18 protein-coding genes are annotated in these 25,751 nt (G+C 45.5%); 10 read left to right on the top strand and 8 right to left on the bottom strand.

What is annotated here, in order from left to right; all coding sequences use genetic code 11:
- The first annotated feature begins 62 nt into the window (after nt 1-62).
- Nucleotides 63-2,243, top strand: a complete 2,181-nt coding sequence (gene ppk1 / locus QUA50_RS18215) for a polyphosphate kinase 1 (RefSeq protein WP_333265361.1) — start codon at nt 63-65, stop codon at nt 2,241-2,243.
- 368 nt (nt 2,244-2,611) lie between these two features.
- On the opposite strand, the gene QUA50_RS18210 is transcribed toward ppk1, so the two are convergent.
- On the bottom strand, nt 2,612-2,782 hold the full coding sequence (locus QUA50_RS18210; protein ID WP_333265363.1) for a hypothetical protein: 171 nt from the start codon (nt 2,780-2,782) through the stop codon (nt 2,612-2,614).
- 213 nt (nt 2,783-2,995) lie between these two features.
- Entirely contained in the window at nt 2,996-3,256 is a 261-nt protein-coding gene (locus QUA50_RS18205) for a hypothetical protein (RefSeq protein ID WP_333147807.1), read from the bottom strand.
- A 9-nt stretch (nt 3,257-3,265) separates the two neighbouring features.
- Here QUA50_RS18205 and QUA50_RS18200 point away from each other — a divergent pair, with 9 nt between their 5' ends.
- From QUA50_RS18200 to QUA50_RS18185, 4 genes are all read left to right on the top strand, one after another.
- Nucleotides 3,266-3,472 carry a hypothetical protein gene (locus QUA50_RS18200; RefSeq protein WP_333298779.1) on the top strand — a complete coding sequence of 69 codons (207 nt, stop codon included), beginning with the start codon at nt 3,266-3,268 and terminating at the stop codon, nt 3,470-3,472.
- 248 nt (nt 3,473-3,720) lie between these two features.
- A complete protein-coding gene (locus QUA50_RS18195) occupies nt 3,721-4,272 on the top strand; it encodes a DUF2854 domain-containing protein (RefSeq protein ID WP_333265365.1) in 552 nt (183 codons plus the stop codon).
- Nucleotides 4,273-4,483: 211 nt separating this feature from the next.
- Entirely contained in the window at nt 4,484-5,554 is a 1,071-nt protein-coding gene (locus QUA50_RS18190) for an FAD-dependent monooxygenase (RefSeq protein ID WP_333265366.1), read from the top strand.
- A gap of 114 nt (nt 5,555-5,668) precedes the next feature.
- The gene (locus QUA50_RS18185; RefSeq protein WP_333265367.1) at nt 5,669-6,160 is read left to right on the top strand and encodes a hypothetical protein; all 492 of its coding nucleotides are present in this window, start codon (nt 5,669-5,671) and stop codon (nt 6,158-6,160) included.
- Between the two features lie 100 nt (nt 6,161-6,260).
- Here the strand turns inward: QUA50_RS18185 and QUA50_RS18180 are convergent, their stop codons facing one another.
- Together QUA50_RS18180 and exaC are read right to left on the bottom strand one after the other, a co-directional pair.
- Entirely contained in the window at nt 6,261-6,605 is a 345-nt protein-coding gene (locus QUA50_RS18180) for a DUF779 domain-containing protein (protein ID WP_333265369.1), read from the bottom strand.
- A 213-nt stretch (nt 6,606-6,818) separates the two neighbouring features.
- A complete protein-coding gene (exaC, locus tag QUA50_RS18175; RefSeq protein WP_333265371.1) occupies nt 6,819-8,339 on the bottom strand; it encodes an acetaldehyde dehydrogenase ExaC in 1,521 nt (506 codons plus the stop codon).
- Nucleotides 8,340-8,640: 301 nt separating this feature from the next.
- On the opposite strand from exaC, the gene QUA50_RS18170 reads away from it, so the two are divergent.
- Nucleotides 8,641-9,378 (top strand): A/G-specific adenine glycosylase, encoded by a 738-nt coding sequence (locus tag QUA50_RS18170; RefSeq protein WP_333265373.1) that lies wholly within the window; start codon nt 8,641-8,643, stop codon nt 9,376-9,378.
- 531 nt (nt 9,379-9,909) lie between these two features.
- Nucleotides 9,910-11,094, top strand: coding sequence for a phytochelatin synthase family protein (locus tag QUA50_RS18165; protein ID WP_333265375.1), 1,185 nt, complete (start codon nt 9,910-9,912; stop codon nt 11,092-11,094).
- A 371-nt stretch (nt 11,095-11,465) separates the two neighbouring features.
- On the opposite strand, the gene QUA50_RS18160 is transcribed toward QUA50_RS18165, so the two are convergent.
- The 4 genes from QUA50_RS18160 to QUA50_RS18145 form a co-directional block, all read right to left on the bottom strand.
- Nucleotides 11,466-14,918 (bottom strand): AAA-like domain-containing protein, encoded by a 3,453-nt coding sequence (locus QUA50_RS18160; protein WP_333380174.1) that lies wholly within the window; start codon nt 14,916-14,918, stop codon nt 11,466-11,468.
- A gap of 36 nt (nt 14,919-14,954) precedes the next feature.
- The gene (locus QUA50_RS18155; RefSeq protein WP_333265381.1) at nt 14,955-17,258 is read right to left on the bottom strand and encodes an AAA-like domain-containing protein; all 2,304 of its coding nucleotides are present in this window, start codon (nt 17,256-17,258) and stop codon (nt 14,955-14,957) included.
- A gap of 414 nt (nt 17,259-17,672) precedes the next feature.
- The gene (locus tag QUA50_RS18150; RefSeq protein WP_333265383.1) at nt 17,673-19,052 is read right to left on the bottom strand and encodes a serine/threonine-protein kinase; all 1,380 of its coding nucleotides are present in this window, start codon (nt 19,050-19,052) and stop codon (nt 17,673-17,675) included.
- Nucleotides 19,053-19,081: 29 nt separating this feature from the next.
- Nucleotides 19,082-21,655 (bottom strand): ankyrin repeat domain-containing protein, encoded by a 2,574-nt coding sequence (locus tag QUA50_RS18145; RefSeq protein ID WP_333265385.1) that lies wholly within the window; start codon nt 21,653-21,655, stop codon nt 19,082-19,084.
- Between the two features lie 650 nt (nt 21,656-22,305).
- Between QUA50_RS18145 and fbp the strand changes: the two genes are divergently transcribed.
- From fbp to QUA50_RS18130, 3 genes are all read left to right on the top strand, one after another.
- Complete coding sequence (gene fbp, locus QUA50_RS18140; protein WP_333265416.1) at nt 22,306-23,379, top strand: class 1 fructose-bisphosphatase; 1,074 nt, start codon at nt 22,306-22,308, stop codon at nt 23,377-23,379.
- 195 nt (nt 23,380-23,574) lie between these two features.
- On the top strand, nt 23,575-24,729 hold the full coding sequence (gene tal, locus QUA50_RS18135) for a transaldolase (RefSeq protein WP_333265386.1): 1,155 nt from the start codon (nt 23,575-23,577) through the stop codon (nt 24,727-24,729).
- A 213-nt stretch (nt 24,730-24,942) separates the two neighbouring features.
- Nucleotides 24,943-25,749, top strand: a complete 807-nt coding sequence (locus tag QUA50_RS18130; RefSeq protein ID WP_333265388.1) for a hypothetical protein — start codon at nt 24,943-24,945, stop codon at nt 25,747-25,749.
- Nucleotides 25,750-25,751: the final 2 nt, after the last annotated feature.

Raw genomic sequence — 25,751 nt, 5'->3', positions numbered from 1 at the left:
TTAACCTACAATACTATTTTTAGAGATGCCATCACCGAGCCTCCCAAAGACTCCCCCAAACCATGCCCAAACCAAAAAAGACCCCCGCCAAAACCTACACTGAAATCAACCTCAGCGACCCCCAATATTACTTCAACCGAGAACAAAGCTGGCTAGAATTCAACAACCGCGTGCTTCACGAAGCTCTCGACCCCCGCACGCCCATCCTAGAAAGGCTCAAATTTCTAGCTATTTTTAGCTCCAACCTAGACGAATATTTTATGGTGCGCGTGGCCGCCCTCAAACAGCAAGTACAAGCAAAAGTCAGCAAATTGACTTCCGACGGCAGCACCCCTCAACAACAGCTAGATGCCCTTAACCAGCGACTTTTGCCAATGGTTTCTCAGCAACACTCTTATTTTGAGCAAACCCTGCGGCCGAAACTAGCAGCAAGCGGCATCTACATTCTTGACTACATTGACCTCAATCAAGAACAGCGGAATTACTTGCACCGCTACTTCAAAGAACAAGTATTTCCCGTACTCACTCCCCTAGCAGTTGACCCCAGCCACCCATTCCCCTACCTTTCCAATCTCAGCCTCAATTTAGCAGTAGTAGTCAGGGACCCCGACACGCGGGAAGAATTATTTGCCCGCGTCAAAGTACCGCAGGTTTTGCCGAGGTTTTTGCCGCTGCCGGGGGATTTGCAGTGGCAGCAGAGGGGCAAATCTCCGGTTTGGACTGGCGTGCCCCTAGAACAGGTGATTGCCCACAATTTAGAAGCTTTGTTTCCGGGGATGGATATTCAGGAATATCACCCGTTCCGCATTACTCGCAATTCCGATTTGACGGTGGAGGAAGATGAGGCGGAGGATTTGCTGTTGGCAATAGAACAGGAACTCCGCAAGCGCCGATTTGGAGGTTCTGCGGTGCGAATGGAAATTCAAGCGATTATGCCGCCTGCACTGCGAGATATGCTGATGGAGGAGCTGGATCTCGGTGAGCAAGATGTTTACGTCGTAGAGGGGCTGCTAGGCCTCAAGGATTTGATGTCTTTTGTGGGGCTGCCGGTGCCGGAACTGAAAGACCCGCCTTGGACTCCGGTTGTGCCGCCCCGTTTGCGGAACTCGGAATCACCAATGATTTTAGGCAAATTAATGTTGGATGCTGAGGAGGGCGAGGATATTTTCACCGCCATCCGTCAGGGAGATTTGATGCTGCACCATCCTTATCACTCGTTTGCGGCGACGGTACAGCGGTTTATTACTGAGGCGGCGCACGATCGCTCCGTGTTAGCGATTAAGATGACTTTATACCGCACTTCGGGAGATTCGCCGATCGTCAGCGCCTTAATTGAAGCTGCAGAAAACGGCAAGCAGGTAGCCGTTTTAGTAGAGCTCAAAGCTAGGTTTGACGAAGAAAATAATATTAATTGGGCTCGCAAGTTAGAACAAGCTGGAGTCCACGTAGTTTACGGTTTGGTGGGGCTCAAAACCCACACCAAAATTGTGATGGTAGTCCGTCGCGAGGACGATTACATCCGCCGCTACGTCCACATCGGCACCGGCAATTACAATCCCAAAACAGCCGGACTCTATACCGATGTGGGTTTGTTGAGTTGTCGCGAGGATTTGGGATCGGATTTGACGGATTTGTTTAATTATTTGACGGGTTATTCGCGGCAGGTATCTTATCGCAAATTATTGGTGGCACCGGTCAATATGCGCGATCGATTTTTAGCTTTAATCCGCCGCGAGGCAGAATTCTGCCGCTTGCAGGCCGAAGGCGGCACCGGTAGCTGCGGCCGCATTGTCGCTAAAATGAACGCTTTAGTTGACCCTCAAATCATTGTTGCTTTGTACGAAGCTTCGCAAGCGGGAGTGAAAATTGATTTGATTATTCGGGGGATTTGCTGTTTGCGTCCCGGCGTTGAAGGTGTTAGCGAAAATATCAGAGTTATCAGTATTATCGGCCGCTTTTTAGAGCATTCTCGGATGTTTTATTTTTTCAACGGTGGCGACGAAGAGGTGTATATTGGTTCGGCTGACTGGATGCAGCGCAATCTCACCAGACGGGTTGAGGCCATAGTTCAAGTGGAAGACCCGACAATTGCCAAGGAATTGCAAGAAATTTTGGGGGTAATGCTGGCCGACAACCGCCAAGCTTGGGATTTGCAGCCCTCCGGACACTACTCTCAGCGGCGGCCGCCTGCTAATTGCCCGGAGGTGAGTTCTCAGCAAATTTTGATGGATATGGTTCTGTGATGAATTAGTCATTAGTCATTAGTCAGTAGTCAAATTTGCAGTTAGCAGTGTAGGTTCTTGTTAGCTATTAAGCTGTACTGCATTTGATTTTAACTTTTTGGGCGGGCTAGAAGCCCACCCCACCAGATTTTTACTAACATGACTATAGCAATCCTTGCATGATTTGTGGGATGGGCTTCTAGCCCGTCCCTCCCAGTTGTGGGATGGGCTTCTAGCCCGTCCCTCCCAGTTGTGGGATGGGCTTCTAGCCCGTCCCGACTAGAAACCCAAACCACGTTTATAACTGACGAAATGATTGCTATGTGCAAATTAAATGCGCGACAGCTTAGCCAACCACTGACAACTAATGACGAATGACGAATGACTGCTTAACTGTTAAAAGTACGCTTGAATTCTTCTAAGAGATCGTCAATTTCTTCGATCGCCTGACTCACATCTATTCTCAGAGATCCCAAGTCCGATCGATCTAACAGCCGCACGAGGGATTCCCGCTTGACTTCGATCTCTGCTACGCGCTCTTTGAGTGTTTGTGCATCCATGATTTTTTGCCTTTGCTACTATTAACAAAAATATTTGACATTCCCCTCTGCGAACAGACGGAAATTCTTAATTCACCGACATACCCTTTTGGGCAAATCCTTCACTGTTTTTATATGGTAAGTGATGAACTTGCTCGGTTTTTTTGTCTGTGTTATAGTTTGATTGTACATCAAAACCTCAGCCAAACTTCAGCCACATTTTAGCGCAAAATTTTAGCGCAAAAAAGGCGGACGTTTGCTATCTGCGGGTTTATTTTTCATCATTCCAGCTAAAAATCGCTTCAGGGCTTTCTCCCGGTTTTTCATAAAAGCAGCCCAAAATCCCGGTTGATATTCATCCATTGTCTTGGCTAGAGCCCAGACATCGATCGCTAAGATATTATAAAGCCTTTCATCTTCGCGCTTGAGCGAGTTAATCTGCTCCAGAACCGCCTTGTTTGCTCCAGCAGTTTGCTTGTCTTCGTCTTTAATCATGTCCGAAAAATGGTTGAAAGGGCAAGAGTGTCGATCGCGATCGCCACTCTGTATACTTTGATGATACTGCCGATCTCGATTGCCTTATGGAACCAACGCCGCGCAATTAACACGGATATTTACCGATGGCGCGCCCGGGCGAGTCCGGCTGGATCGGCTTCTGAAGCTAGAGACAAGACTGTGGATGCACACTGCTCCCGCGCTCATAGATGCTAGCAGTTTTTGCAGGTCTTTTGGCAAAAAAACTAAATTTATTCCAGACTTTTTCACAATTCCCGCATCCAGGATACCCGCCACGCGATCGATCCGTCCATAAATAAAAAACCTGTATCCGATAAAGTCGCCGAACGTATTTATCTGTGGGGTCGCCTCTAAAATCTAAAATCTAAAATCTAAAATCTAAAATCGATTGACAGATAATAATTAAAGTATATTATTTCTGTCCGACTACTTACCTCACTAATATGTTACGCAAAATTTCTTTAGCAAACCTAGCCTTAGTTGTGGGCGGTATTATAGCAGCAGTCGGGTTCGGAGCCTACTTCACAGACAGACCTACCCTGAACCTAGCCGGTTTTTTTTATGGAATTCCGCTGTTGCTGGGAGGTTTGGCCCTGAAAGCGGCCGAACTCGAACCCGTGGAGTTCACCGAACCGACTTCTGGGGAAGTTCTTCTCCTGCGAGAAAGTCAGGCCACAGATACTCAAAACCAAGTCCGCAAAGATATCACCCGATTTCGCTACGGCCAACCCGCGCACTTAGATGATGCTTTGGAGCGCTTGGGCTTGGCGCCGACAGACGAGGAACGGCCCCTCCTGCAAGGGTTGAGGGAAGTTGATGTTGATGGTGCTTATGGGTTAATTTTAGAGTTTTATTCGCCACTACTGCCGATCGACTTATGGGAAGAAAAGCAAGACAAAATAGCTACTTTTTTTGGGCCGGGTTTGCGCGCAGAAGTGACTCAAAAGGCTGGTGACAAAATAGAATTGGCTCTAATTAAAAATACTCAAGCTTAAAGTCTTCTGAAGTTTTGAGTGCCAAAATTTTGCAGCCATCAATTAACAATTAATTCTGCACCGGATCGGATACTGATTTTAGCGACAGCGTGAAACCTGTCGCTATCAACAAAAGCTCAATCCGCAATTGAGCGATCGCCCAAACTTGATTTCCCTTAATTAAAATAGTAGTTGAGAACCGACCGGCAATCTTAAATCAGGAGAAGCACAAATGGTTTCGTCCCAAAGCAGGATAGGTATTATCGGCGCAGGAACATCAGGAGCTTATCTGGCAATTCTGCTCATTCAACAAGGGTTTCAAGTTGACTTGTTTGAAAAAGCACCCCATCCGCGCACCGATGGCTGCGGTATCCTGATCGTACAAGCAGGTATGGAAGCGCTGCATCAAGGAAATCCTCAACTCACCGAAAAAATTATCAACTCAGGCGATCCGGTTAAACTATTCGAGTTTCGCAACCTCCGCGGCGGTGTCATCAATTCCGAACCCGTCACCTACGAAGAAAATGAACTCCCAGGAATGCTGGTACACCGCAAAGCTATTCTACAAGCACTCCTCGACGAGTTACCGCCTGAGTGCATTCATTTTAATGCAGAATTAGCATCGATCGCCCAAACCGAGCACAGTGCGATCGCCCACTTTAAAGATGGCCGTAAATGGGAAGGCGATCTTTTAATCGGTGCCGATGGAATCGTCTCAAAACTTCGTCAATATATAGTTCCCGGCGTTGAACTATTCTATTTAGGCGACATAGTCTGGCGAGGAATTGTCGAAGACCGCAGCTTCTGTCCAGAAGGAAACTTTTTTGTTTATGTACGCGGTAGGGGAATTTATGCCAACTTCTTTCACATAGGCGGTGGTCGCACTCATTGGGGTTTCTTTATTGAAAAAGAGCGGGCAGACTCCGAACTAGGGAAACTACAACCTAATAATATTACCATTCCTCCCCAAGAACTAGCAAAACTACCAGAGGATGCGCGCAAAGTGATTGAGTCAACCCCTTTAGAAAATATTGTCTGTCGTTTTTCCTATGACATTGACCCCCTACCAAAAATCTATGATGGCCGTGTTATTTTAATTGGAGATGCGGCCCACGCCAAAAGTTCCACACGCGCTAGAGGTATGACTTCCGGTTGGGAAGATGGTCTATATTTAGCAAAACATCTCAGAGATAGTGCTAACATTGCCGAAGCGCTAGAAAATTTTCAATCCGAAAGATTACCTATTGTCCACGAATATCAACGCACTAGCCGTGAAATGAGTCTGAAAATAGGTCGCCGCTAGCCCAATCAAAAATCGTCAATATACCGAGATACCCGACTTTTTGAATAAATCGGGTATTTCAGAAAAAAGCATTTTACTCGATCGCGTTTTGCAGACAAACTGGAGCCTGATTTAATGAGTAACGATCCTGTAATTCATCAAGATACCGTCACCCCTGTGAACTCTCCCGATTTAGAGAAAGTTCCTGAGATTTTTACCCGTCATCTTGGCACTTGGCAAGGTGAGTATATTAAGACCGATACTCGCGGACATTTTTCTCGCAGCTTCTTCGGTAATTTTACCATCTCGATTGAGGGAAGTCACTACCGACAAGTTAACAATTATGAATATTCAGATGGTTCTCGCCTGCAGCTCAATTTTCAAGGCGAGTTTGAAAACCGAATTCTGAAAATGTCTTCTAGCAGTTATTCTGATTTTTCCGCTATTGCCTGGGATGCAGGGCAAGAAACCGTTTGCTTTCGGGCAACTAAAACTCAAGATAACGCCCTGATTACTTTTGTGGAAACAATGACATTACTCAGCGAAACTCAGCGAGTTCGCAGCACTCAAGCCTTTAAAAATGGCATTTTCGATGGTATCTCATTTATTGAGGAAATACGTTTGTAGTCGAAAGCAACAAATACATCTTCTTCTTTCTCTTCCTTCGCGTTCGCGTGCCTCGCGGTTCATTTAATCTTAGTCCGTAAGCCATTGGAATAAAAAAAGGTTAATCAGCATTAACAAACAAGCGGGAACGAGTAATAAAACGCTCTCCCTCCGGCCCTTCCAGCGAAAAATCGCTGCCTCCTGGCCCCGATGCCACGTCTATAATTAACTGCGTGTGCTGCCAATATTTGTATTGCTGCGCTGCGATATAAAAGGGGCAACCGCCTATTTCGCCCAGCAATACGTCACCATCACCGATTATCAATTCGCCATCGGGAAAGCACATGGGGGAACTACCGTCGCAGCAGCCGCCGGATTGGTGAAACATCAATTCTCCGTGTTCAGTTTTGAGATGGCTAATTAATTTTAAAGCGGCTTCTGTTGCGGTGACTTTTGCAGTTTCCATGACAGTCTGTTTAGAACAATCTCTAGTTATTATTATGAGTTTGCAGTAAGCTATCGAGCATCTAAATTGTATTTTTGGGCGGGCGGGACGCCCAACCCCTACTCCCCAAAAGCAGAAAATTCACTCTTTGTGGAACAGGCATCTTGCCTGTTCCTGACAGAATTTAATAGTTGAAGGACGTTATTCCTGACTACAAACCAATGAGTGAAGACTTTAGAAGAAACCTAATGCTTTGGGGCTGTAGCTGACCAACAAATTCTTAGTTTGCTGGTAGTGATCCAACATCATTTTGTGATTTTCGCGGCCGATACCGGATGATTTGTAGCCGCCGAATGCTGCGTGGGCTGGATATAGGTGATAGCAGTTTGTCCACACGCGGCCTGCTTGAACGGCGCGGCCGATGCGGTAGGCGGTGTTGATGTCGCGAGTCCAAACTCCGGCACCTAAACCGTAGAGGGTATCGTTAGCAATTTCTAATGCTTCGGCTTCGTCTTTGAAGGTGGTTACTGCTAATACTGGGCCGAAGATTTCTTCTTGGAAAATTCGCATTTTGTTGTTTCCTTTGAAGACAGTCGGCTGGAAGTAATAGCCGTCTTCCAAGTCGCCGGATAAGATGTTTCTTTCGCCGCCAATCAGGCATTCTGCGCCTTCGGCGCGACCGATTTTGACGTATTCGGCGATTTTTTCCATCTGGTTGACGGAGACTTGCGCGCCGAGGGCTGTTGTCGGATCTAGGGGGTTGTCTTGTTTGATTTGGCGGATTCGGGAGAGAGCTTTTTCCATGAATCGATCGTAGATTGACTCCTGAATTAAGGCGCGGGAGGGACAGGTGCAAACTTCGCCTTGATTGAAGGCAAACATGACTAATCCTTCGACTGCTTTGTCGAGGAATTCGTCGTCTCGGGCGCAGATATCTTCAAAGAAAATGTTGGGGGATTTGCCGCCTAATTCTAGGGTGACGGGGATGACGTTTTGGGAGGCGTATTGCATGATTAGCCTGCCGGTGGTGGTTTCGCCGGTGAAGGCGACTTTTGCAATCCGGGGACTGGTGGCGAGGGTTTTGCCGATTTCGGCGCCTGGCCCGTTAATCACGTTGATTGCGCCGTCTGGTACTAAGTCGGCGATGATTTCCATCAGTACCAAGATTGAGGCGGGGGTGGGGCCTGCTGGTTTGAGCACGACGCAGTTGCCCGCGGCGAGGGCTGGGGCGAGTTTCCAGGCGGCCATTAATATCGGGAAGTTCCAGGGTATGATTTGTCCGATGACGCCTAGGGGTTCGTGGAAGTGGTAGGCGACTGTTGTTCCGTCTAGTTCGCCGATCGACCCTTCTTGAGCTCGGATGCAGCTTGCGAAGTAGCGGAAATGGTCGATCGCCAGCGGTATGTCTGCGAATGTGGTTTCGCGAATTGGTTTGCCGTTGTCCCAGGTTTCGGCGATGGCGAGGCGATCGAGGTTTTCTTCGATGCGATCGGCAATTTTGTGCAAAACCCGCGCCCTATCGGCTGGGGAAGTCTTGCCCCACTTGTCTTTCGCGGCGTGGGCGGCATCCAGTGCCAATTCTACATCCTCCGCGCTCGATCGGGGGACTTGACAAATTGATTTTCCGGTAATTGGAGAGAGGTTTTCCGAATATTTACCTTTCACCGGTGGCACCCACTTGCCGCCGATAAAGTTGTCGTAGCGAGTTTGAAAAATCGACTGACTGCCGGATTGAACAGGTGCTGCTACTACCATTTTATTACCTGATTAAAATTTGTTTTCGCGGGCGATTGAAATTTCTTGCATATCAACTATCGTTTATTTTCGATAACTTCGGTCATTTTATATACAAAATTTTACATTTTTCAAATATTTGAAATCAACTTTGTTTCTAGGTTTCGGGGTCGGGCTGGTGGTTAATAAGATTTTTTTATTAACCGCAGAGTACGCAGAGTACGCAGAGAGAAAAAAAGCAGAAGAAGAGAAAATCACACATTATTTAAATGTGCTATTATATAAACATAAATCTTGGCGAATTCTCAAACATACCAATCAAATGTCTGCATTAAATTCTGTTGTTTTTGATTCTGATTGCGAGCCTGGGTCAACGCCTTTGAATGCAGCGAAAGTTCGGTGGTTCCGCCGCAGGCTGAAAGCTTGGGCCGAGCAAAATTTCCGCGATTTTCCTTGGCGGCGTACCTGCGACCCCTACGCGATTTTAGTGGCTGAGTTCCTGCTGCAAAAAACTACTGCCGCTACAGTGGCTCCGATTTATCAAGAATTTGTCGGTCGGTATCCGACTCTCTCCGATCTGGCGGCCGCGCCTGCGGAGGAAGTTGCTAGTTTGTTGCAGCCTTTGGGTCTTTTTTTTCGGGCGCAAAAGCTGCGGGAATCGGTGTTGGTTATCTTAGAACATTATCAGGGAAACGTTCCCCGCACGGAAGCTCAGTTGCTGGAACTTCCCGGAGTTGGCAAGTACATTGCGCGATCGGTTTGCGCTAATGCTTTCGGACAGCCAAAAGCGGTGCTGGATACGAATGTTGCTCGGATTTTGCAGCGTTTTTTTGGGATTGACGGCGGTAAGGTAAAATCGCGATCGCCCGAACTTTGGGAAGCCGCAGAACGAGTTGCTCCCAAACAGCAAGTCGGGCCGTGGAATTTAGGAATGCTGGACTTTGGGGCGGGAGTTTGCACTGCAAGAAACCCCCGCTGCGGCGAGTGTCCGCTGCAACAGCAGTGCGAGTACAAAATTAGCAGCGAAATCAATTCTCGGCTAATTTGCGAACTGAATTGACAAATATTTTACAGCATTTGTAGGGGCGGGTTCACCAACAATCTCAGGCTAAAACCAACCATCTCAAAAACCCGCCCCCACCCAACGGTAAATACTATTAATCAACTGCGACGCAGCGGAACTTCTATCTGAGTTTTAGTACCTTTACCAAGTTCCCCAAAACACTTTAACTCTCCTTTGTCCTGCTCTACAATTATCCGATAGCTGAGAGCAATTATTGACGAGATAGCTGGTTATGCCAACCAACAAGGGAGCAGAAAGTGGCGCTGTGAGATACAGCGGTTCGAGCGAAATATAAGGTACGTAGTTGGGCTTCAGCCCTCTTAGTTTCAGTGGTTATATAAGCTGTTATTCATACCTCATCTTTTTGAGAAAGGCTATATTTGCTAATTCCCATAAGCTGCTGTGCATTTTAAATAGGGTCTGAGGATTTAGTGAAAGCGAACAGGGAACGGGCAACGGGCAACCGACAATATTTAATTTAAACGCACAACAGCTTAGCACCACAAGCAATAAAGGTTAAAAAACTCAATGTCTGCTCAAGGGTTTTACCGTCGTTCACTCCCAGATTCTGCTATTGCCTTTTCCTCCGTAGAGGGAAAGCAAATATTTCGAGAAGCGTTGGCATTGGGAGGTATGGAAGGGTATTTTGCTCTAGCGGAACAGTTTCACACTCAAGCAGAACCCGCTTTTTGTGGATTGGGTAGTTTAGTTGTTGTTCTTAATGCCTTATCCATCGATCCGGGTCGCATTTGGAAAGGGGTGTGGAGATGGTATGGAGAGGAATTTTTAGACTGTTGCTTACCTCTTTGGGTCATTAAAGAAAACGGTATCACCTTTGATGAGTTTGTCTGTATAGCACGTTGCAACGGTGCTGTTGTAAAACCTAACCGTTACCACCAAAGCAGCTTAAAAAACTTTCGGCAAGCAGTTGAGGAAGTGACTGCGGCGTCAGGTGATATTCATCTAGTTGTTTCCTACAGCCGAAAGGTATTGGGACAAACGGGTGACGGTCACTTTTCACCAATTGGTGGCTATCATCCACAGCGGGATCTAGTTCTTCTGTTGGATGTTGCCCGTTTCAAATATCCACCTCACTGGGTTTCTCTGCCTTTGTTATGGCAAGCATTTGAACCTGTCGATCCGGTCACTAATCAAGGTCGAGGTTATATTTTATTGCAGAAGAGTGAAAGGTTGCCAGAAACCTTTTTTCATGTTGCTTGTGATTTACATCAGTGGCGTAGTGTTGCTCCTTACTTTGCAGAAATACTCCCCGATATTGTGAGAAAAGAGCAACCAGATTCAATTGCTTCATTTGTCAGTACCATCCTGCACCATTTGCCTGTTGAATTCGCAACTATGGTGAATACCTCGTCAGAGACGGCAGAAACACTTGAGAAATTACGGGCAGCTATTGAGTTAAATTCACTGTTTGATATTGTTCACCAATGCTTGTCAAGCGATGAGGGGGATGCAATTTCTGTTGTAGGGAAGTGGCCGCAACAGCCATTCGTAGCAGAGATAATAACAGCAATATTACTCTCCTGTCCCGAAACGCTCTATGCAACTCTCAAACCCGAGTTACGACTGTGGTTTCGTGAGGTTCGCCACCTTGAGAAACTACTCCCTCCCTGGGATGTAGAGATATCTAGATTGAGAGAACAAATGTCAGCACTCCAGGAGTTTTACACTTTACAGCGGATTCCAGGTTTATAAAGTACACCCCAGAAACCGGGTTTCTTCTGGATTTATCGCCAGAAACCGGTTTTATTCAAGAAACCCGGTTTCTCTGTACTTCACTTACCTGGAAAGTGCTGTATATTCAAAGGGACATCAGTGCAATATCCCTCAGAGTTAGCACCTACCGCCTTTTGATCTCCCCAAACCTCGCCTAACTACAAAAGTGAAAATTAAATAGCAAGATTTAATAATCCGATGCTGGTGGCGGTTGTGGATGAAGATTCGCCGCAGCGAAATATTAGGGTTCTGGCTGATGCGAGTGAGAAATGGACAACGGAAAAAGTGGAAGTGGTGGTGAAAAAAATGTAGGGCGAACATCTGGCTGACTGGCGGTTTTTGCCTAAGTCCTATTTGATTGACAGTTGACTGAGGTAATCAGCACACATCTGTTTATCCTCTGCTGTCACTTTCGGGTTGGTTCTGAGATAATCGCCGAGCCAGTTGCAGCCAAATGCCATCAGTTTATCGAAATCCCAAGTCCACAGTTTGATGGTTTTGTCACCGCTAGCCGAAGCCAAAGTTTTGCCATCGGGACTCCATGCGACGCTATAGACCGGATTTCTATGCCCGGTCAGGCTAGCAATGGGTTTTTGGCTTTCGAGGTGCCACAGTTTGATGGTGCAGTCACTGATTGCAGAAGCCAAAGTCAACCCATCGGGACTAAAGGCGACACTCAAGACCGAATTGCTATGCCCGGTGAGGGTAGCCATGGGTTTTTGGCTTTGCAGATGCCACAGTTTGATGGTGTAGTCACTGCTTGCAGAAGCCAAAGTAAACCCATCGGGACTAAAAACAACGTTATAGACCGGATTGCTATGCCCGCTGAGGGTAGCGATGAGTTTTTGGGTTTCGAGGTGCCACAGTTTGATGCTCTTGTCGCTGCTTGCAGAAGCCAAAGTCAAGCCATCTGGACTAAAGGCGATGCTCCACACAGAATCGCTGTGCCCGGTCATGGTAGCGATGGGTTTTTGGCTTTGCAGGTTCCACAGTTTGATGCTCTTGTCGCTGCTTGCAGAAGCCAATGTCTTTCCATCTGGACTAAAGGCGACGCTCAAGACCGGATTGCTATGCCCGCTGAGGGTAGCGATGGGTTTTTGGGTTTGCAGGCTCCACAGTTTGATGGTCTTGTCACTGCTTGCAGAAGCCAATGTCTTTCCATCTGGACTAAAGGCGACGCTCAAGACCGAACTGCTATGCCCGCTGAGGGTAGCGATGGATTTTTGGCTTTCGAGGTTCCACAGTTTGAGGGTGTGGTTGCTGCTTGCAGAAGCCAAAGTCAAGCCATCTGGACTAAAGGCGACGCTCAAGACCAAAGCCCTATGGCCAGTGAGGGTAGCAATGGGTTTTTGGCTTTCGAGGTTCCACAGTTTGATGGTGTTGTCAAAGCTTGCAGAAGCCAAAGTTTTGCCATCTGGACTAAAGGCGACACTATAGACCGGATTGCTATGCCCGGTGAGGGTAGTTATCGGTTTTTGGCTTTCGAGGTTCCACAGTTTGATGGTGTTGTCAAAGCTTGCAGAAGCCAAAGTTTTGCCATCTGGACTAAAGGCGACACTATAAACCGAACTGCTATGCTCGGTGAGCGTAGCGATGGGTTTTTGGCTTTCGAGGTTCCACAGTTTGATGGTGTTGTCGTTACTTGCAGAAGCCAAAGTCAAGCCATCTGCACTAAAGGCGACGCTTCTGACCGGAGTGAGATGCTCGGTGAGGGTAGAGATGGGTTTTTGGCTTTCGAGGTTCCACAGTGTGATGGTGTTGTCACTTGCAGAAGCCAATGTCTTGCCATCTGGACTAAAGGCGACACTATTGACCGGAGTGCGATGCTCGGTGAGGGTAGCGATGGGTTTTTGGCTTTCGTCGAGGTTCCACAGTTTGATGGTGTTGTCACTGCTTGCAGAAGCCAATGTCTTTCCATCTGGACTAAAGGCGACGCTATAAACCGAATTGCTATGTCCGGTAAGAGTACCGATGGATTTTTGGCTTTCGAGGTTCCACAGTTTGATGGTGTTATCCTCGCTTCCAGAAGCCAATGTCTTTCCATCTGGACTAAAGACGACGCTATAGACCGAATTGCTATGCCCGGTGAGGGTAGCGATGGGTTTTTGGGTTTGCAGATGCCACAGTTTGATGGTGTGGTCACTGCTTGCAGAAGCCAAAGTCAAGCCATCTGGACTAAAGGCGACGCTTCTGACAGAATTGCTGTGCCCTTCCAAATAATTCCGCTCTTTGACTGCGGACGCTGCTTGTTGCAGCGCAGCTATCACTCGTCCTCTCATATGTTTTGTCGTCTCGGCTGAAGCATCTAGTTGTTTGAATGCTTGCCCTGCATTTAATGCCTCCAACAGTGCTTGGAATGTCTGTCCTGAACGAAATGATTCATTAGAAAAAGCAGTTTCCTGGATGACATTTGCTAAATTCTGGGCTTGAGTGATTTTATATGTGGCCAATTCCTGCGCTTTAATTAACGTCTGATTGGCTTGAGTCAAAATTTTATTCGCTTGTTTTTGTGCTTCTAACTCTCGTTCAACTTCCCGCTGTTGGACTTCCCGACTGGCATTTAAAAACTGATAATCCAAATCGCTCAAACTTTTATCGCCTGCCCAAGTTTGAGCATCTTGCAAGGCTTGACCCCGCAACAGCCGCGATTCATCTTGGCAATCAGACTCTATCCAAGCTTTTAAACTTTCGCTGTAAGGGCGGAGATTCGCTAATTGCTTTTCCACCCAATCTAGGTTAAAAACCGATTGATAAATCCGGTTATAAACTTTAAGTCTTCCCGACTGCTTAACCACCAAACCCGTTAACCGCAGTTCCATTTGTTCGGGACTATCATCCGTCGCTATTTCATTGTGCTGCAAAACTTGCTGATATAGTCCCAATAACCGACTGGCACGGTGTTCGCTGCGTAAAATGCGATCGCGAATCGTCTTTAAATGCTCTGGTTCATCCTGCCCTTCCCAATTCTCAATCACCTTTTCTCTAACTAAATTCCCTACCCACTCAGCGGGAGTTTGCATAAATGCAGAGTTGGCGCGATTGAGCAGCAATCTACAAATTTTTTGAGTTAAAAACGGCTGTCCGCCAGTCCAATATAACACAGCTTCTAACAAGGATTGCGAATTGTCTGCTTGACTCTCTAACCCAACTGCCAAAGGTTGGGCTTCTGCTAATTGAAACCCCGTTAACTCTATTCCTCGACCAATATTAAAAGGAGTGCGTCGCTTGTCTTGAATTAAATCTGAGGGAGTTGCCACCCCTAACATCGTAAATGTTAATCGACGATACTCTGGTTTATCAGCTCGATTATTATAGCAATCACGAATCACAGCAAAAAAATCTTCAATTTTAAAATTCAAACTGATTAAACTGTCCGATTCATCGACAAATATTACTATATTTCCTGAGATATGCTTGAGCAATACTTCTTCAATAAATTTACTGAATCGTTTAACATTCGAGAGTAACCTATTCTCCTCCCACCATTCATCTAAATCAAAAACGTCATACAAATCTAATCGGCTGACGATGCTATCAATCACGCCTGCATACCACTCTTCTGGGGTAATATCAGAAGTCCCAATTTCTGTGATATCAATGCTACTACAGGCGATGCCCTCTGCTTGTAACCGCTGCATTGTCCGCACTCGCAGGGATGATTTTCCCATTTGTCTGGCATTGAGAACATAGCAGAATTCTCCGGCTTTTAAAGCTTGATAAAGTTCTTCATCCGCCTTTCTAGTGACATAAGTTGGAGCGTTTGCCGGCAGGCTCCCTCCAACTTGATATTGATAATCCTTCATAGGTCATTGTTAATTCACAGGTGGAAAATCCGAGGGTCAAGGAATCAATTTGTACAGCCGTACAGGTTCAGGAATTCCTTTTAAGTGTTGCATACCTAAGTCAATCACATTTAAAGATAAATGGGTTTTAACGACTTGATAAACTGTTTCAGAAATACAGATTCCTCCTGGCTCTGCTTTCCCTTCTAAACGAGCAGCTAAATTTACACCAGCCCCTCTGATATCATTATTAAGAGAGAATATTTCCCCCAAGTGAATACCAATCCGGTGTTGCAGGACATGACTCGGAGGTAAGCTTGTAGCAGCTTCGGCGAAATTTCGCTGTATTTCTAGCGCACAGGCGACTGCTTTTACGGCACTTTCAGGAAAGCAAATTAATAAACCATCGCCCATTTCTTTAAGGACTTTGCCTTGATGTTTAGCGCAGATGCCTCGGATGATGTTGAAATCTCGATTCACTAATTCTAGTGTCAGCTTTTGGTTGGCAACTGATAAGGCGGTGGAATTAACGACATCTGAGAAAATAATAGCTGCTAAATTACTCTCTACGTGCAAGCTTGATTGGTTATTAGTTTGTTGCACAGGAGTCATATTCTGTTGGGGAGAGGCTAGGCGATGGCGAAAATATTGACGGTACAAACCACACAATGGCATGACAGCATTTCCCTGAAATTTGATCAACCCCATGCTTCGCAATTTAAAAGCCTCTCCGGTGTGAATCTCTACAGGTTTTTCGCTGTTAATCACTTGTCTAATTGTTGCTGCTAGTTCTGCATCTTGTTCCAAGTTAACTAAATGCCGTCGTAAATGATCGTAGTAAGGGCCTTCTTCAGTAGGAGCAACTTTTAGCAACCTATCTAAGGTAATTCTTCCCCTGGCAACTTGGTAGAAAGCAACTCGAACTAAATAAGGATGACCGCCCACCATTTCCATCAGGTCACAAATCTCTTGATTTGACCAATTTAATTGGTGTCGATTCACTAAATCTGTTACCTGTATCTGATTGAGTTCAGGTAATTCTACGGGCAATCCCACGTTAAATGGCGACTGATTAATATTGAGAGGAATATAAACTTCTTGAGAGTGAGAAATGACTAACCTCAGCTTTTTCCAAATCTCCTCATTTTTTCCCCGCTCGTGCCAAGCTCGTAATAATCCAAAGAAGTCGGTGGCTATTTCGGAATGCTCAAAAATGCGATCGACTTCATCTAACCCTAAAACAACAGGCCGATCGCTGTCAGATAGTAGATAACGTTGGAAATACTTGGTGCTTTTATTTTTACTGCCGAGAACGCCTTTCCAATATTCCCCTAACCTGTCTTCTAAATTTAATTCATTGGTAATCTCACCACAAAACCACTGCAACAACTCATCAAGATTGGTGAGAAAACTGCCATCAGCCCATTGAAAGTTTAAATAAGCCGTTTGATATCCCTGTTGCTTGGCGCGGTATAAAATTCGCTGTACTAAGGAAGTTTTTCCCATTTGCCGGGGGGCTTTGATTCGGATTAAAGCTCCGGGTTTGACAATAGTTTGGTAGCAGTCCGACTCGATGGGAGGTCGATCGATATATAGGGGTGAATCTAAACTAACAGAACCTTCGGGGTTGTCTAAGTTGAGAAGAGAAAGGGGAGGTGCGGCGATCGATTCCCTACGGGATAGCTTCGCTTCACGCGCATTTTCCACCGCAGGCGACAACTCCTCCACGATATCGCTAACAGAAGCATCGCGCGATCGCTCTGCTGCATCCAACTCAGAAAAATCAGACGTTTTCTTTAATACCGGCGTAAGTTCTTCGGGAATCCCTGCCATGCTGATGCTAACGCAACCCAATTTATAGGCACGTTCGATCGACTCCCCCGCCGCCAACGTATCGTAAAAACCTACAGCAAATTCCCGTGCGGCCCGATCTCCCACCGCTTGGTTCATGCCGATCACATAGGGAATGTGACGCGCGATCGCCTCAGCTTGCACTTCTGAATAGCAAGCGTTGAGTATGACGCACTCCACGTACTCCTTAAACGCCTCAAACAAAGCTGCCAAAGCTTTGGTATTTACCAGCTTAATTTGTCCCGCCTCATCTTCCAACGCTAAACCGCTTTCTCCTGCACCATGCCCAGAGAAATGCACAATCTCTGGTTTATAATCTAATATGGCTCGCTGCATTTCTCTGGGTGTCACCGCGCACTGTTGCTCGAGTTGAAACTTGTCGGCCTTTTTAGAGCGTTGCAACCCCTCTGCAATTTCCTTCGCCTCTTTCTGTAAGTCCACAGGAGTTGTGTTTTTGGGGTTGGCTGCCAAAAACAGGATAGTTTTTTTATTTCGAGTAGAAATACTCATCAATGGAACCTTCACGCTTAGGAGATACAGCAGCTTAACGACACTACCCCAGTCAGGGCGAGATATTTCTTGCCTTGACGGTATTTAAGCACAAATATCTTTATTTTTGTTGTCAGTAAACTTGCAGAAACGATCGCCCTGATTCCAGCATAACCAATCGAAAAGGCGATCGCTACTCTCAACTACTCATTGGAGCTCTGTATTCAAAAAGTGCGATCGGCTTCCCCTTTTGCAGTCCTATTTCATAAATATCGAGATTCTTTATAGTTTTATTCTCATGCCAGATCGAGGATTTTTTGATGATTATTATTGCCTAAATTAGTACATAAAATTTTCTATACTTTCGCATTTATTAATCCACGCCCTCCGAAAAAAAACGTTTTTTTTATCAAGTCTGTGGATATCAACAATGATTTATTTTAGTTTACTTAAACAATTGTTCAATTCCCCTACCAACCATTCTTTCTCAGCTTGCGGCAAAAATAAGCCAAAACAATAGTTACGCGATTTGGTGCAAATCAGGCAAAAAGTTATCGATATTTTGAGTAATGGCAGATGAATTCCGCTCAACTTTACCCGCTGGATATGTTGAGGACTGATTTGAATTTTCCGAGCGAATCGATGATAAACAATCCTACACAAGCACCTACACAACCACATCAAAGCATAAAATAGGGTAAAGGTTGTTATAGCCAGGATTGATATAAGGAAAAATCGCTCAAATAATGTAAATATCCAGTCGGTTGAAGTGTATTCAAACAAGATTTCAAACAAGCTAAATACCAAAAATAGCAAAAATCCCATAATCAAAGAGAATGGAAGTAAAACTTTATAACTAAGATGAACGAATTGGAAAAAACCTTTGAGTGTGCTAGGTGAACGATCGGGGTGTATCTTGATGAATAACCACCATTTAGTGTCAATTAAAGTAATTCGTGATAGGGGCGATCGCTGAAACATTTTGTCTGGATTAATCCCGCTTGGCTGTTCCCCTCGCAGCGCTGACAAAGCATCTTTTGCTGAGTTAAATCGATCTTCTATAGCAGGTTCAATTACCTTCTCTAACCAGTCGGCTAACTCTGTAGAAATAGAGACAATCTCGCGGAATTGTACCTTCAGCTTGTGTCTGGGTAAATCCGATGGAAATTTCTGGGTTAACAAGAAAAGCAGCGTCGTTCCCAATCCATACAAATCTGTTGATAATACAGCTTTTCCTCTGAATTGTTCAGGTGCCATGTAACCGTAGGTTCCGACAACGGTACTGCCTCCTGTAACGGTATGATGGTAAGTATTTTGAACTGCGCCAAAATCAACTAGGAAGACTCGCCCATTTTTTTGCAGAATTATATTTTGAGGTTTGATATCTCGGTGGATAGTAGCAGGTAATAGCGATTGCAGATAAACTAGAATTTCTAGCAATTGAGAGGCGATATGACGAACTTGAGCTTCATTTGGTTTCCAGCCATTTTCTACCAACTGTGCGAGAGATTTTCCCGGTGCGAGTTGTTGGGCGATATAAAAACAACAATCTTGGGAAGTATCAACTTGAAAGCAGTCAATGTAGCGAGGAATTCCCGGATGATTCAATCCCGATAAAGTTTTTGCTTCTCGTTCAAATAATTCGACTTTCTTCCATTCAGTTGTCAGGCGTAGGGATAAAGCTTTGAGTGCAACTTTTTGATTGCTGTTTAAATCTACAGCAGCATAGGTGATTCCAAGTCCGCCCTGTCCTAATTTACCGATTATGCGATATCTTTCAGCAATGATTTTTTCCGATCGTTGTAGTGTTTCCATATTTTTATGCCTGGGTTAATTGTGGATAATTAATAGGTTGCACCGCGATGTTTGAGTATTTTAACTGTTGGCTTTTGGTCGTGACTCCAGTTAGTTTTTGCTATCTCTATCGGCGTGTGACCGTAGCAGTTTGTAGTTTCAATTATTGCACCTTTAGCAATCAGTAATTCTAAAATTTCAACAGTGTCATAATGTGCGGCTTTGTGGAGTGGAGTTGTGTTACACATATCTCTATTGTTAACATCTGCACCGTTTTTAATTAGCAGTGCAGCAATATCATTGTGTCCGATCGCGATCGCTTGATACAATGGAGTTTGACCGTTCGCATTTCTAGCGTTAACCCTTGCGCGATTAGCAATTAGCAGTTCAGCGATATCTTGAGATCCTTGAGCAACAGCAAGATGCAGGGGAGTTTGAAGCAAGTTATTTTTGGCATTAACGAATGCACCTTTGGCAATGAGTTGTTTGGCTACATCCTCAAGTTTGAAATCGACAGCGATATGCAGTAACGTTCTGCCTTCTTTGTCTTCACTATTAACATCTGGGTTTTTACTAATTAGCAGCGCCACTGTATCCTGAAGTTTCAGGTCTACGGCGATATCCAGTGGAGTTTTTATTTGATTATCCTGGATATGAATTTCTGCACCTTTAGCAATCAGCAATTTTAAGATTTTTACAGTGCCATAATGTGCGGCTTTGTGCAGTGGAGTTGTGCCTGATCCATCTATATTATTGACATCTGTACGGTTGTTAATTAGCAGTGCAGCAATCTCATTGTGTCCGATCGCGATCGCTCGATACAATGGAGTTTGACCGTTCTCATTTCTAACGTTAACCCTTGCACCATTAGCAATTAGCAGTTCAGCGATATCTTGAGATCCTCGATCGACAGCTAGGTGTAACGGAGTATTTCCAGATTCGTCCTTAGCGTTGATATCCTGCATTAGCAAAGCAGCAACTTCTTTTGTTGTTGCATAGTGCAGTGGAGTTTTTTTGTTGTAATCCCTGATAACAACATTTGCGCCGTTGTTAATTAGCTGTTGTACCAACTCCTTAAAACCTATTTTGGCTGCATTATGTAATAAAGCTGTATTCTTGCCATTTCGGGAATTTTCTTCTTTGATGTTAATTTTTGTGCCCGCTGCAAGTAGTATCTTTGCGATATCCTTCGATTTCGTTATATGTAGAGGAGTTAAGCCATTTTTGTTTTTGGCATTGACGTTTGCGCCTTTAGCAATCAGCAACTTGGCTATTTCAGGCGATCGCGCAAAGAACAGAGGAGTTGTACCCATACTATTGTCAGGTAAAAACCTTCGCAATTTATAAGTCCATATAGAATTCGACACATCCCAATCAAGATGAGGTGCGCTCTGGGCGTTAATATCTGCACCTTTAGCAATTAGCGTCTGTGCTACTTCTATGCGATCGAATGCAGCAGCAAAGTGTAACGGGGTAAAGCCAAATGTATCCTTAGCTTTGACATCTGCACCATTAGCAATTAACAATTCTGCCACCTCTTTTGAGCCAGCAAAGTGTAGTAAATTAAGATTATTTATCCTGGTATTGGCACTAATACCAAGCTCCAAATAATGCTTAACAGTTTTAGGATCTCCCTGTTCAACAGCCTTGACAACTGCATTGGGGGTAAATCCAATCTGATTGAGGATGGGATATTTAAAGTGATTGAGAACAGCAACAGTAGCCACAGCAGCAATTCCTATTTTGAGGCGTTTTTTCCATTGCGTCGTATGGGATTTAACGCTAACTATTCGAGGATTGCGTAGCAATTCAAGCGCTTCTTTTGCCGATCGAAAGCGGTTGTCTAAATCTGGGGCGATCGCTTTTTCTAACCAATCGGCAAATGCTGAAGAAATCTGAATTTGAGAGCGAAAATCTCTCTCTAGCATATTTGTTGGTAATTCGGCTGGGGAACGGTGGGTTAGTAAATACAACAACGTCGCTCCTAAACCATATAAATCTGTTGCAGGTACGGCTTGTCCGAGAAATTGTTCGGGAGCCATATAACCATAGGTTCCAACTACGGTACTTCCTCGTATTAAGGTATTGTAATAAGTGTTTTGCACTGCTCCAAAATCTACTAAGCAGACTTCCCAGTCTTTTGGTTTGCGGGAATTGATGGGGGAGTTGAAAACAATATTTTCTGGTTTAATATCCCGGTGGATAACAGGAGGTGTCTGTGAATGGAGATAAACTAATATCTCCAAAATTTGTGTGGCAATACCTTTAATTTCCGATTCGCTAGCGTGCCAGCCATTTTCGACTAAACTTGCGAGAGATTGCCCTGCTGCCAGTTCTTGTACTATATAAAAACAACGGTTATCGGGAGTATCGACATAAAAATAATCCAAATAACGCGGAATTCCCGGATGATTCAATTTTGATAAAACATTGGCTTCTCGTTCAAATAGTTCCAGGACTTTCCAGTCATTCATCTTCTGTAAAGACAAAGCTTTGAGTGCAACTCGCTGGTTTGTCTTGAGGTCAATGGCTTCGTAAGTTGTGCTACTACCGCCTTCTCCGAGGAGATTTTTAATCTGATAGTGTTTTACTGAGTTATGGGGAATTTGTTCGACAATATCCATAGCGTTATCCTGGGTTGATGAGTACCAACAAACATTTTATATTTGGGTTTTTGTAACCCAAGCTTTGAAAAATTTATGCAAAGTAAGTTGAGTGTTTGCGTATATTTCAAACAAGTCAATAGAAAAGTCAATGACTGACTCTGTTTATTTGCTTAAATTTCAATTACCGTATTTCTATGGATAGCTTACCCAGGATTTTGGAGTGTCATATCACCTTTGGCGAAAATTTACGTACGGGATCTGGATCGCAATCAATCCGATAATCATAGTCGGCGCGATCGTAAATACCTGCGAACAATTCTGGTAAGTTAACAATAGGTTCTACTACAGAATCCGTTGCCGAACTTCTTTCTGCTATAGACCAAACCTACATCCCGAAGCCAACACTTTCTCCCTCTGCGCCCTCTGCGTCCTCTGCGGTAAATCAAAAAATTAGTAATTTTGAATACAATTTCCCACTCAACAGTCGATCGAACTGCTCAATTTTGTGTGGGGATCTAAAATTCACCTAAAGTTCGACGCCCTTTCGCAAAACCCTCCCTAAGATAGAAGTTAGGGGACGATCGGTCTAATAGCCGATTCAGGGGCAAGTGTCAAGCACTCCACCGCACCCAAATTTAGAGCAGCAAGACAGGGAGGACATCAAAATCATGGTAAACGCGCCGACAGGAGAAACCCGCCTGAGTCCGATCGATCAGGTGCAAGCCCTAGACCGCGATTGCACAACCCTATCCCGTCACGTACTCCAGCAACTCCACAGCTTTTCAGCCGATGCTCAGGATCTCAGCGCCCTGATGAATCGCATCGGGCTGGCGGCCAAGCTGATCGCGAGGCGGCTCAGCAGGGCCGGGTTAATGGAAGATGCTTTAGGGTTTACAGGGGCTGTAAACGTGCAGGGAGAATCCGTCAAAAAGATGGATATCTATGCCAATGAAGTGTTTATCTCGGTATTCCAGCAAAGCGGACTTGTCTGCCGTTTGGCTTCCGAGGAAATGGAAAAACCATACTACATTCCCGAAAACTGTCCGATCGGACGCTACAGTCTGCTCTACGACCCCATAGACGGTTCTTCCAATCTTGACATCAATCTCAATGTCGGTTCCATATTCAGCATCCGCAAGCAAGAGGGGGACGATGCAGACGGTTCTGCTTCCGACTTGCTGCAACACGGACGCAAACAAATCGCGGCTGGCTACGTGCTCTACGGCCCCAGTACCATGCTGGTTTATTCGATCGGTCAGGGCGTTCATTCCTTTACCCTCGATCCGAGTTTGGGCGAGTTTATTCTAGCTAACGAAAACATTAAGGTTCCCGATCGCGGCCCGATTTACAGCGTTAATGAAGGCAACTTCTGGCAGTGGGAGGAATCTTTGAGAGACTACATTCGCTACGTACACCGCAGCGAAGGCTACACCGCCCGGTACGGCGGGGCTTTGGTGGGAGATTTCCACCGGATTTTATTCCAGGGAGGCGTGTTTTTGTACCCCGGAACAGTCAAACAACCCGAGGGCAAATTGCGTTTGCTCTACGAATCGGCTCCTTTGGCGTTTTTGATGGAGCAAGCCGGCGGGCGCGCCAGTACGGGGACTCAAGACATCTTAGACGTTGTGCCGACCAAACTGCACGAGAGATCGCCCTTGATTGTCGGCAGTAAAGAAAATGTAGCGATGGTGGAGTCTTTTATTCAAGATCGATCGCGCAATCCTAGAACAGTCCAAGAGTGAAGGAAGTTCGGCAACGGATGTAACGGATGTAACGGATGTAAAGGATAGAAGGAAGAAGGAAGAGGGTTTTAACTTATAAGTTTCGACTCCCAATTGCCAATTCCCCATTGCCAATTTTCAATTACCAATTACCAATTTTCAATTTCCAATTTCCAAGTCCCAATTAACAGCTATCAAATTGTAGGAGTTACAGTAATGACAGCAACACCAACGAATCACCTGTTAGAAATCAAAGAAATTGGCCAAAGTATCTGGATGGACAATTTGACTCGCGATCTGATCGAGTCCGGCGAACTCAAACAGATGATTGAAAGTCGGGGACTGCGCGGGATTACATCTAATCCGGCTATTTTTGAGAAAGCGATCGCGGGTAATGTGATTTACGACGCGGATATCGAAGCGGGCATCCGGGCGGGTAAATCTGTAATGGAGATTTACGAATCTCTGGTATTTGAAGATATCCGCAACGCTTGCGACATCTTCGCCCCAGTTTACGCAGAGTCGAATGGTTTGGACGGTTACATTAGCATTGAAGTGCCACCGACGATCGCCAACGACACAGAAAGCACGATTAGCGAAGCCCTGCGCTATTACAAAGCCATCGGCAAAGAAAACGTGATGATTAAGATTCCCGGAACCGCTGAAGGTTTGCCCGCAGTCGAGCGAGTCATCAGCGAAGGCATTAACGTTAACGTGACTTTGCTGTTCTCGGTGGACAGCTACGTAGAAACTTTCTGGGCTTACATTCGCGGTTTGGAAGCGCGGGCGGCTAAAGGTTTGGATGTGAGCAATACTGCTTCTGTTGCCAGTTTCTTCTTGAGCCGGATCGACATCAATGTCGATGGCAAGATTGACGAGAAACTCAAAAATGTGACAGATATTTCCACCAAAGCCAAACTGGAAGCGGTGAAGGGGAAAGTTGCGATCGCCAATGCGAAGATAGCTTACCAGAAATATAAAGAGATCGTAGCGAGCGATCGCTGGCAAGCTTTAGCTGCCAAGGGAGCGAAAGTACAGCGGCTGCTGTGGGCTTCCACCAGCACCAAAAACCCCAACTACAGCGATGTCATGTACGTCGATGAACTAATCGGCCCGGACACCGTTAACACTTTGCCGCCTAACACCGTGGAAGCTTGTTTCGATCACTGCGATGTCGCACCCCGGATAGAGAACAACGTTGCAGAAGCTTACACGCTGATCGAAAGTCTCAAAGATCCCGACATCGACATCAACTTGGACAAAGTGATGGCAGACTTGCTCCTCGACGGGATTGAGAAATTCGTCAGCCCGTTCCAATCCCTGATGGATTCCTTGCAAGAGAAAGTGCAGAAGTTGTCACCCGTCGCTTAGGCAGATATCTGTATCCTGAAAGGCAGAAGCATTTAGGAGTCGGAATAGATAATTGTTTTGGTTCCTAAATGCTGAGTTTTAAATCCTCTCTAGGAATTTTGTGTCCAATTGGACACAAAATTCCTAGAGAGGAAAATCAACTCCGTCCTCTAGCAGGACTCTCCCCAGAAGATCCAACTCGACTTGTTAATCTCCGACCGCTGAGGAATTGCTATGCAAACTACCAATACTCTACTAGAGAGCGAGTATGCCACCGCCCAACTTGATGTCGCTGAACAAAGGAGACTTCAAGAACTCGAATCAATTGTGGAACATGGACTTCAGACATTTTACGAAGTCGGAAAAGCCCTTGATGAGATTCGCGAACAAAAACTGTACCGGGAAACCCATAAAAGTTTTGAGGCTTATTGCCAACAGAAGTGGGGTATAGCAAGGCGGACAGCTTATCGATTTATTGACGCCGCCAAAGTAATGGATAATTTGTGTCCAATTGGACACAAAATTCCTACAAAGGAAAATCAAGTCCGTCCTTTAGCAGGACTTCCGCCAGAGCTACAACTCGAAATTTGGCAAGAGGCGTTGGAGTCATCGCCCAATGGTATGCCTACAGGTGCAGCAGTTCAGCGTTTGGTTGAACAACGATTTCCATCACTAGGAAGTGGGAAAACTGCCAAGGATAGTGTTTCAGAATTAGAGAAGTTGCGATCGGACAACAAGCGGCTTAGAGAGGAAATCCGAGAACAAAACAGAGAGAGGGATCGGCGTGCTGCTGCTGTGGCGTTGGAAATGGAGCAACTTCGAGCAGAAAACAGGCAGTTGAAAGCTGAACTGCTACAGCGCGATCGAGATTGGGAGATCCGTCTGGCGGTTGAGAGAAGAAAAATTCGAGAAGAGGTGAGGGCAGAACTCAAGGCAGAATACGAAGGACAGATCAACTCGCTGACCCAACAACTGGCAGAAATGACCGCAAACTATCAATCTGTATTGGCAAGACTCACAGCTTTAGAAGGAGCAAAATAAAT

The organism is Microcoleus sp. M2_D5 (genome assembly GCF_036701935.1).
GTDB lineage: Bacteria > Cyanobacteriota > Cyanobacteriia > Cyanobacteriales > Microcoleaceae > Microcoleus.
This window is presented reverse-complemented; position numbering and strand designations above follow the sequence as displayed.

Coding starts and splice junctions, on each gene's coding strand:
- QUA50_RS18130 (WP_333265388.1), top strand. CDS start 24,943: ATGCAAACTACCAATACTCTACTAGAGAGCGAGTATGCCACCGCCCAA.
- QUA50_RS18160 (WP_333380174.1), bottom strand. CDS start 14,918: ATGAAGGATTATCAATATCAAGTTGGAGGGAGCCTGCCGGCAAACGCT.
- tal (WP_333265386.1), top strand. CDS start 23,575: ATGACAGCAACACCAACGAATCACCTGTTAGAAATCAAAGAAATTGGC.
- QUA50_RS18145 (WP_333265385.1), bottom strand. CDS start 21,655: ATGGATATTGTCGAACAAATTCCCCATAACTCAGTAAAACACTATCAG.
- QUA50_RS18165 (WP_333265375.1), top strand. CDS start 9,910: ATGTCTGCTCAAGGGTTTTACCGTCGTTCACTCCCAGATTCTGCTATT.
- fbp (WP_333265416.1), top strand. CDS start 22,306: ATGGTAAACGCGCCGACAGGAGAAACCCGCCTGAGTCCGATCGATCAG.
- QUA50_RS18195 (WP_333265365.1), top strand. CDS start 3,721: ATGTTACGCAAAATTTCTTTAGCAAACCTAGCCTTAGTTGTGGGCGGT.
- QUA50_RS18200 (WP_333298779.1), top strand. CDS start 3,266: ATGGTTGAAAGGGCAAGAGTGTCGATCGCGATCGCCACTCTGTATACT.
- QUA50_RS18150 (WP_333265383.1), bottom strand. CDS start 19,052: ATGGAAACACTACAACGATCGGAAAAAATCATTGCTGAAAGATATCGC.
- QUA50_RS18205 (WP_333147807.1), bottom strand. CDS start 3,256: ATGATTAAAGACGAAGACAAGCAAACTGCTGGAGCAAACAAGGCGGTT.
- exaC (WP_333265371.1), bottom strand. CDS start 8,339: ATGGTAGTAGCAGCACCTGTTCAATCCGGCAGTCAGTCGATTTTTCAA.
- QUA50_RS18170 (WP_333265373.1), top strand. CDS start 8,641: ATGTCTGCATTAAATTCTGTTGTTTTTGATTCTGATTGCGAGCCTGGG.
- ppk1 (WP_333265361.1), top strand. CDS start 63: ATGCCCAAACCAAAAAAGACCCCCGCCAAAACCTACACTGAAATCAAC.
- QUA50_RS18155 (WP_333265381.1), bottom strand. CDS start 17,258: ATGAGTATTTCTACTCGAAATAAAAAAACTATCCTGTTTTTGGCAGCC.
- QUA50_RS18180 (WP_333265369.1), bottom strand. CDS start 6,605: ATGGAAACTGCAAAAGTCACCGCAACAGAAGCCGCTTTAAAATTAATT.
- QUA50_RS18210 (WP_333265363.1), bottom strand. CDS start 2,782: ATGGATGCACAAACACTCAAAGAGCGCGTAGCAGAGATCGAAGTCAAG.
- QUA50_RS18185 (WP_333265367.1), top strand. CDS start 5,669: ATGAGTAACGATCCTGTAATTCATCAAGATACCGTCACCCCTGTGAAC.
- QUA50_RS18190 (WP_333265366.1), top strand. CDS start 4,484: ATGGTTTCGTCCCAAAGCAGGATAGGTATTATCGGCGCAGGAACATCA.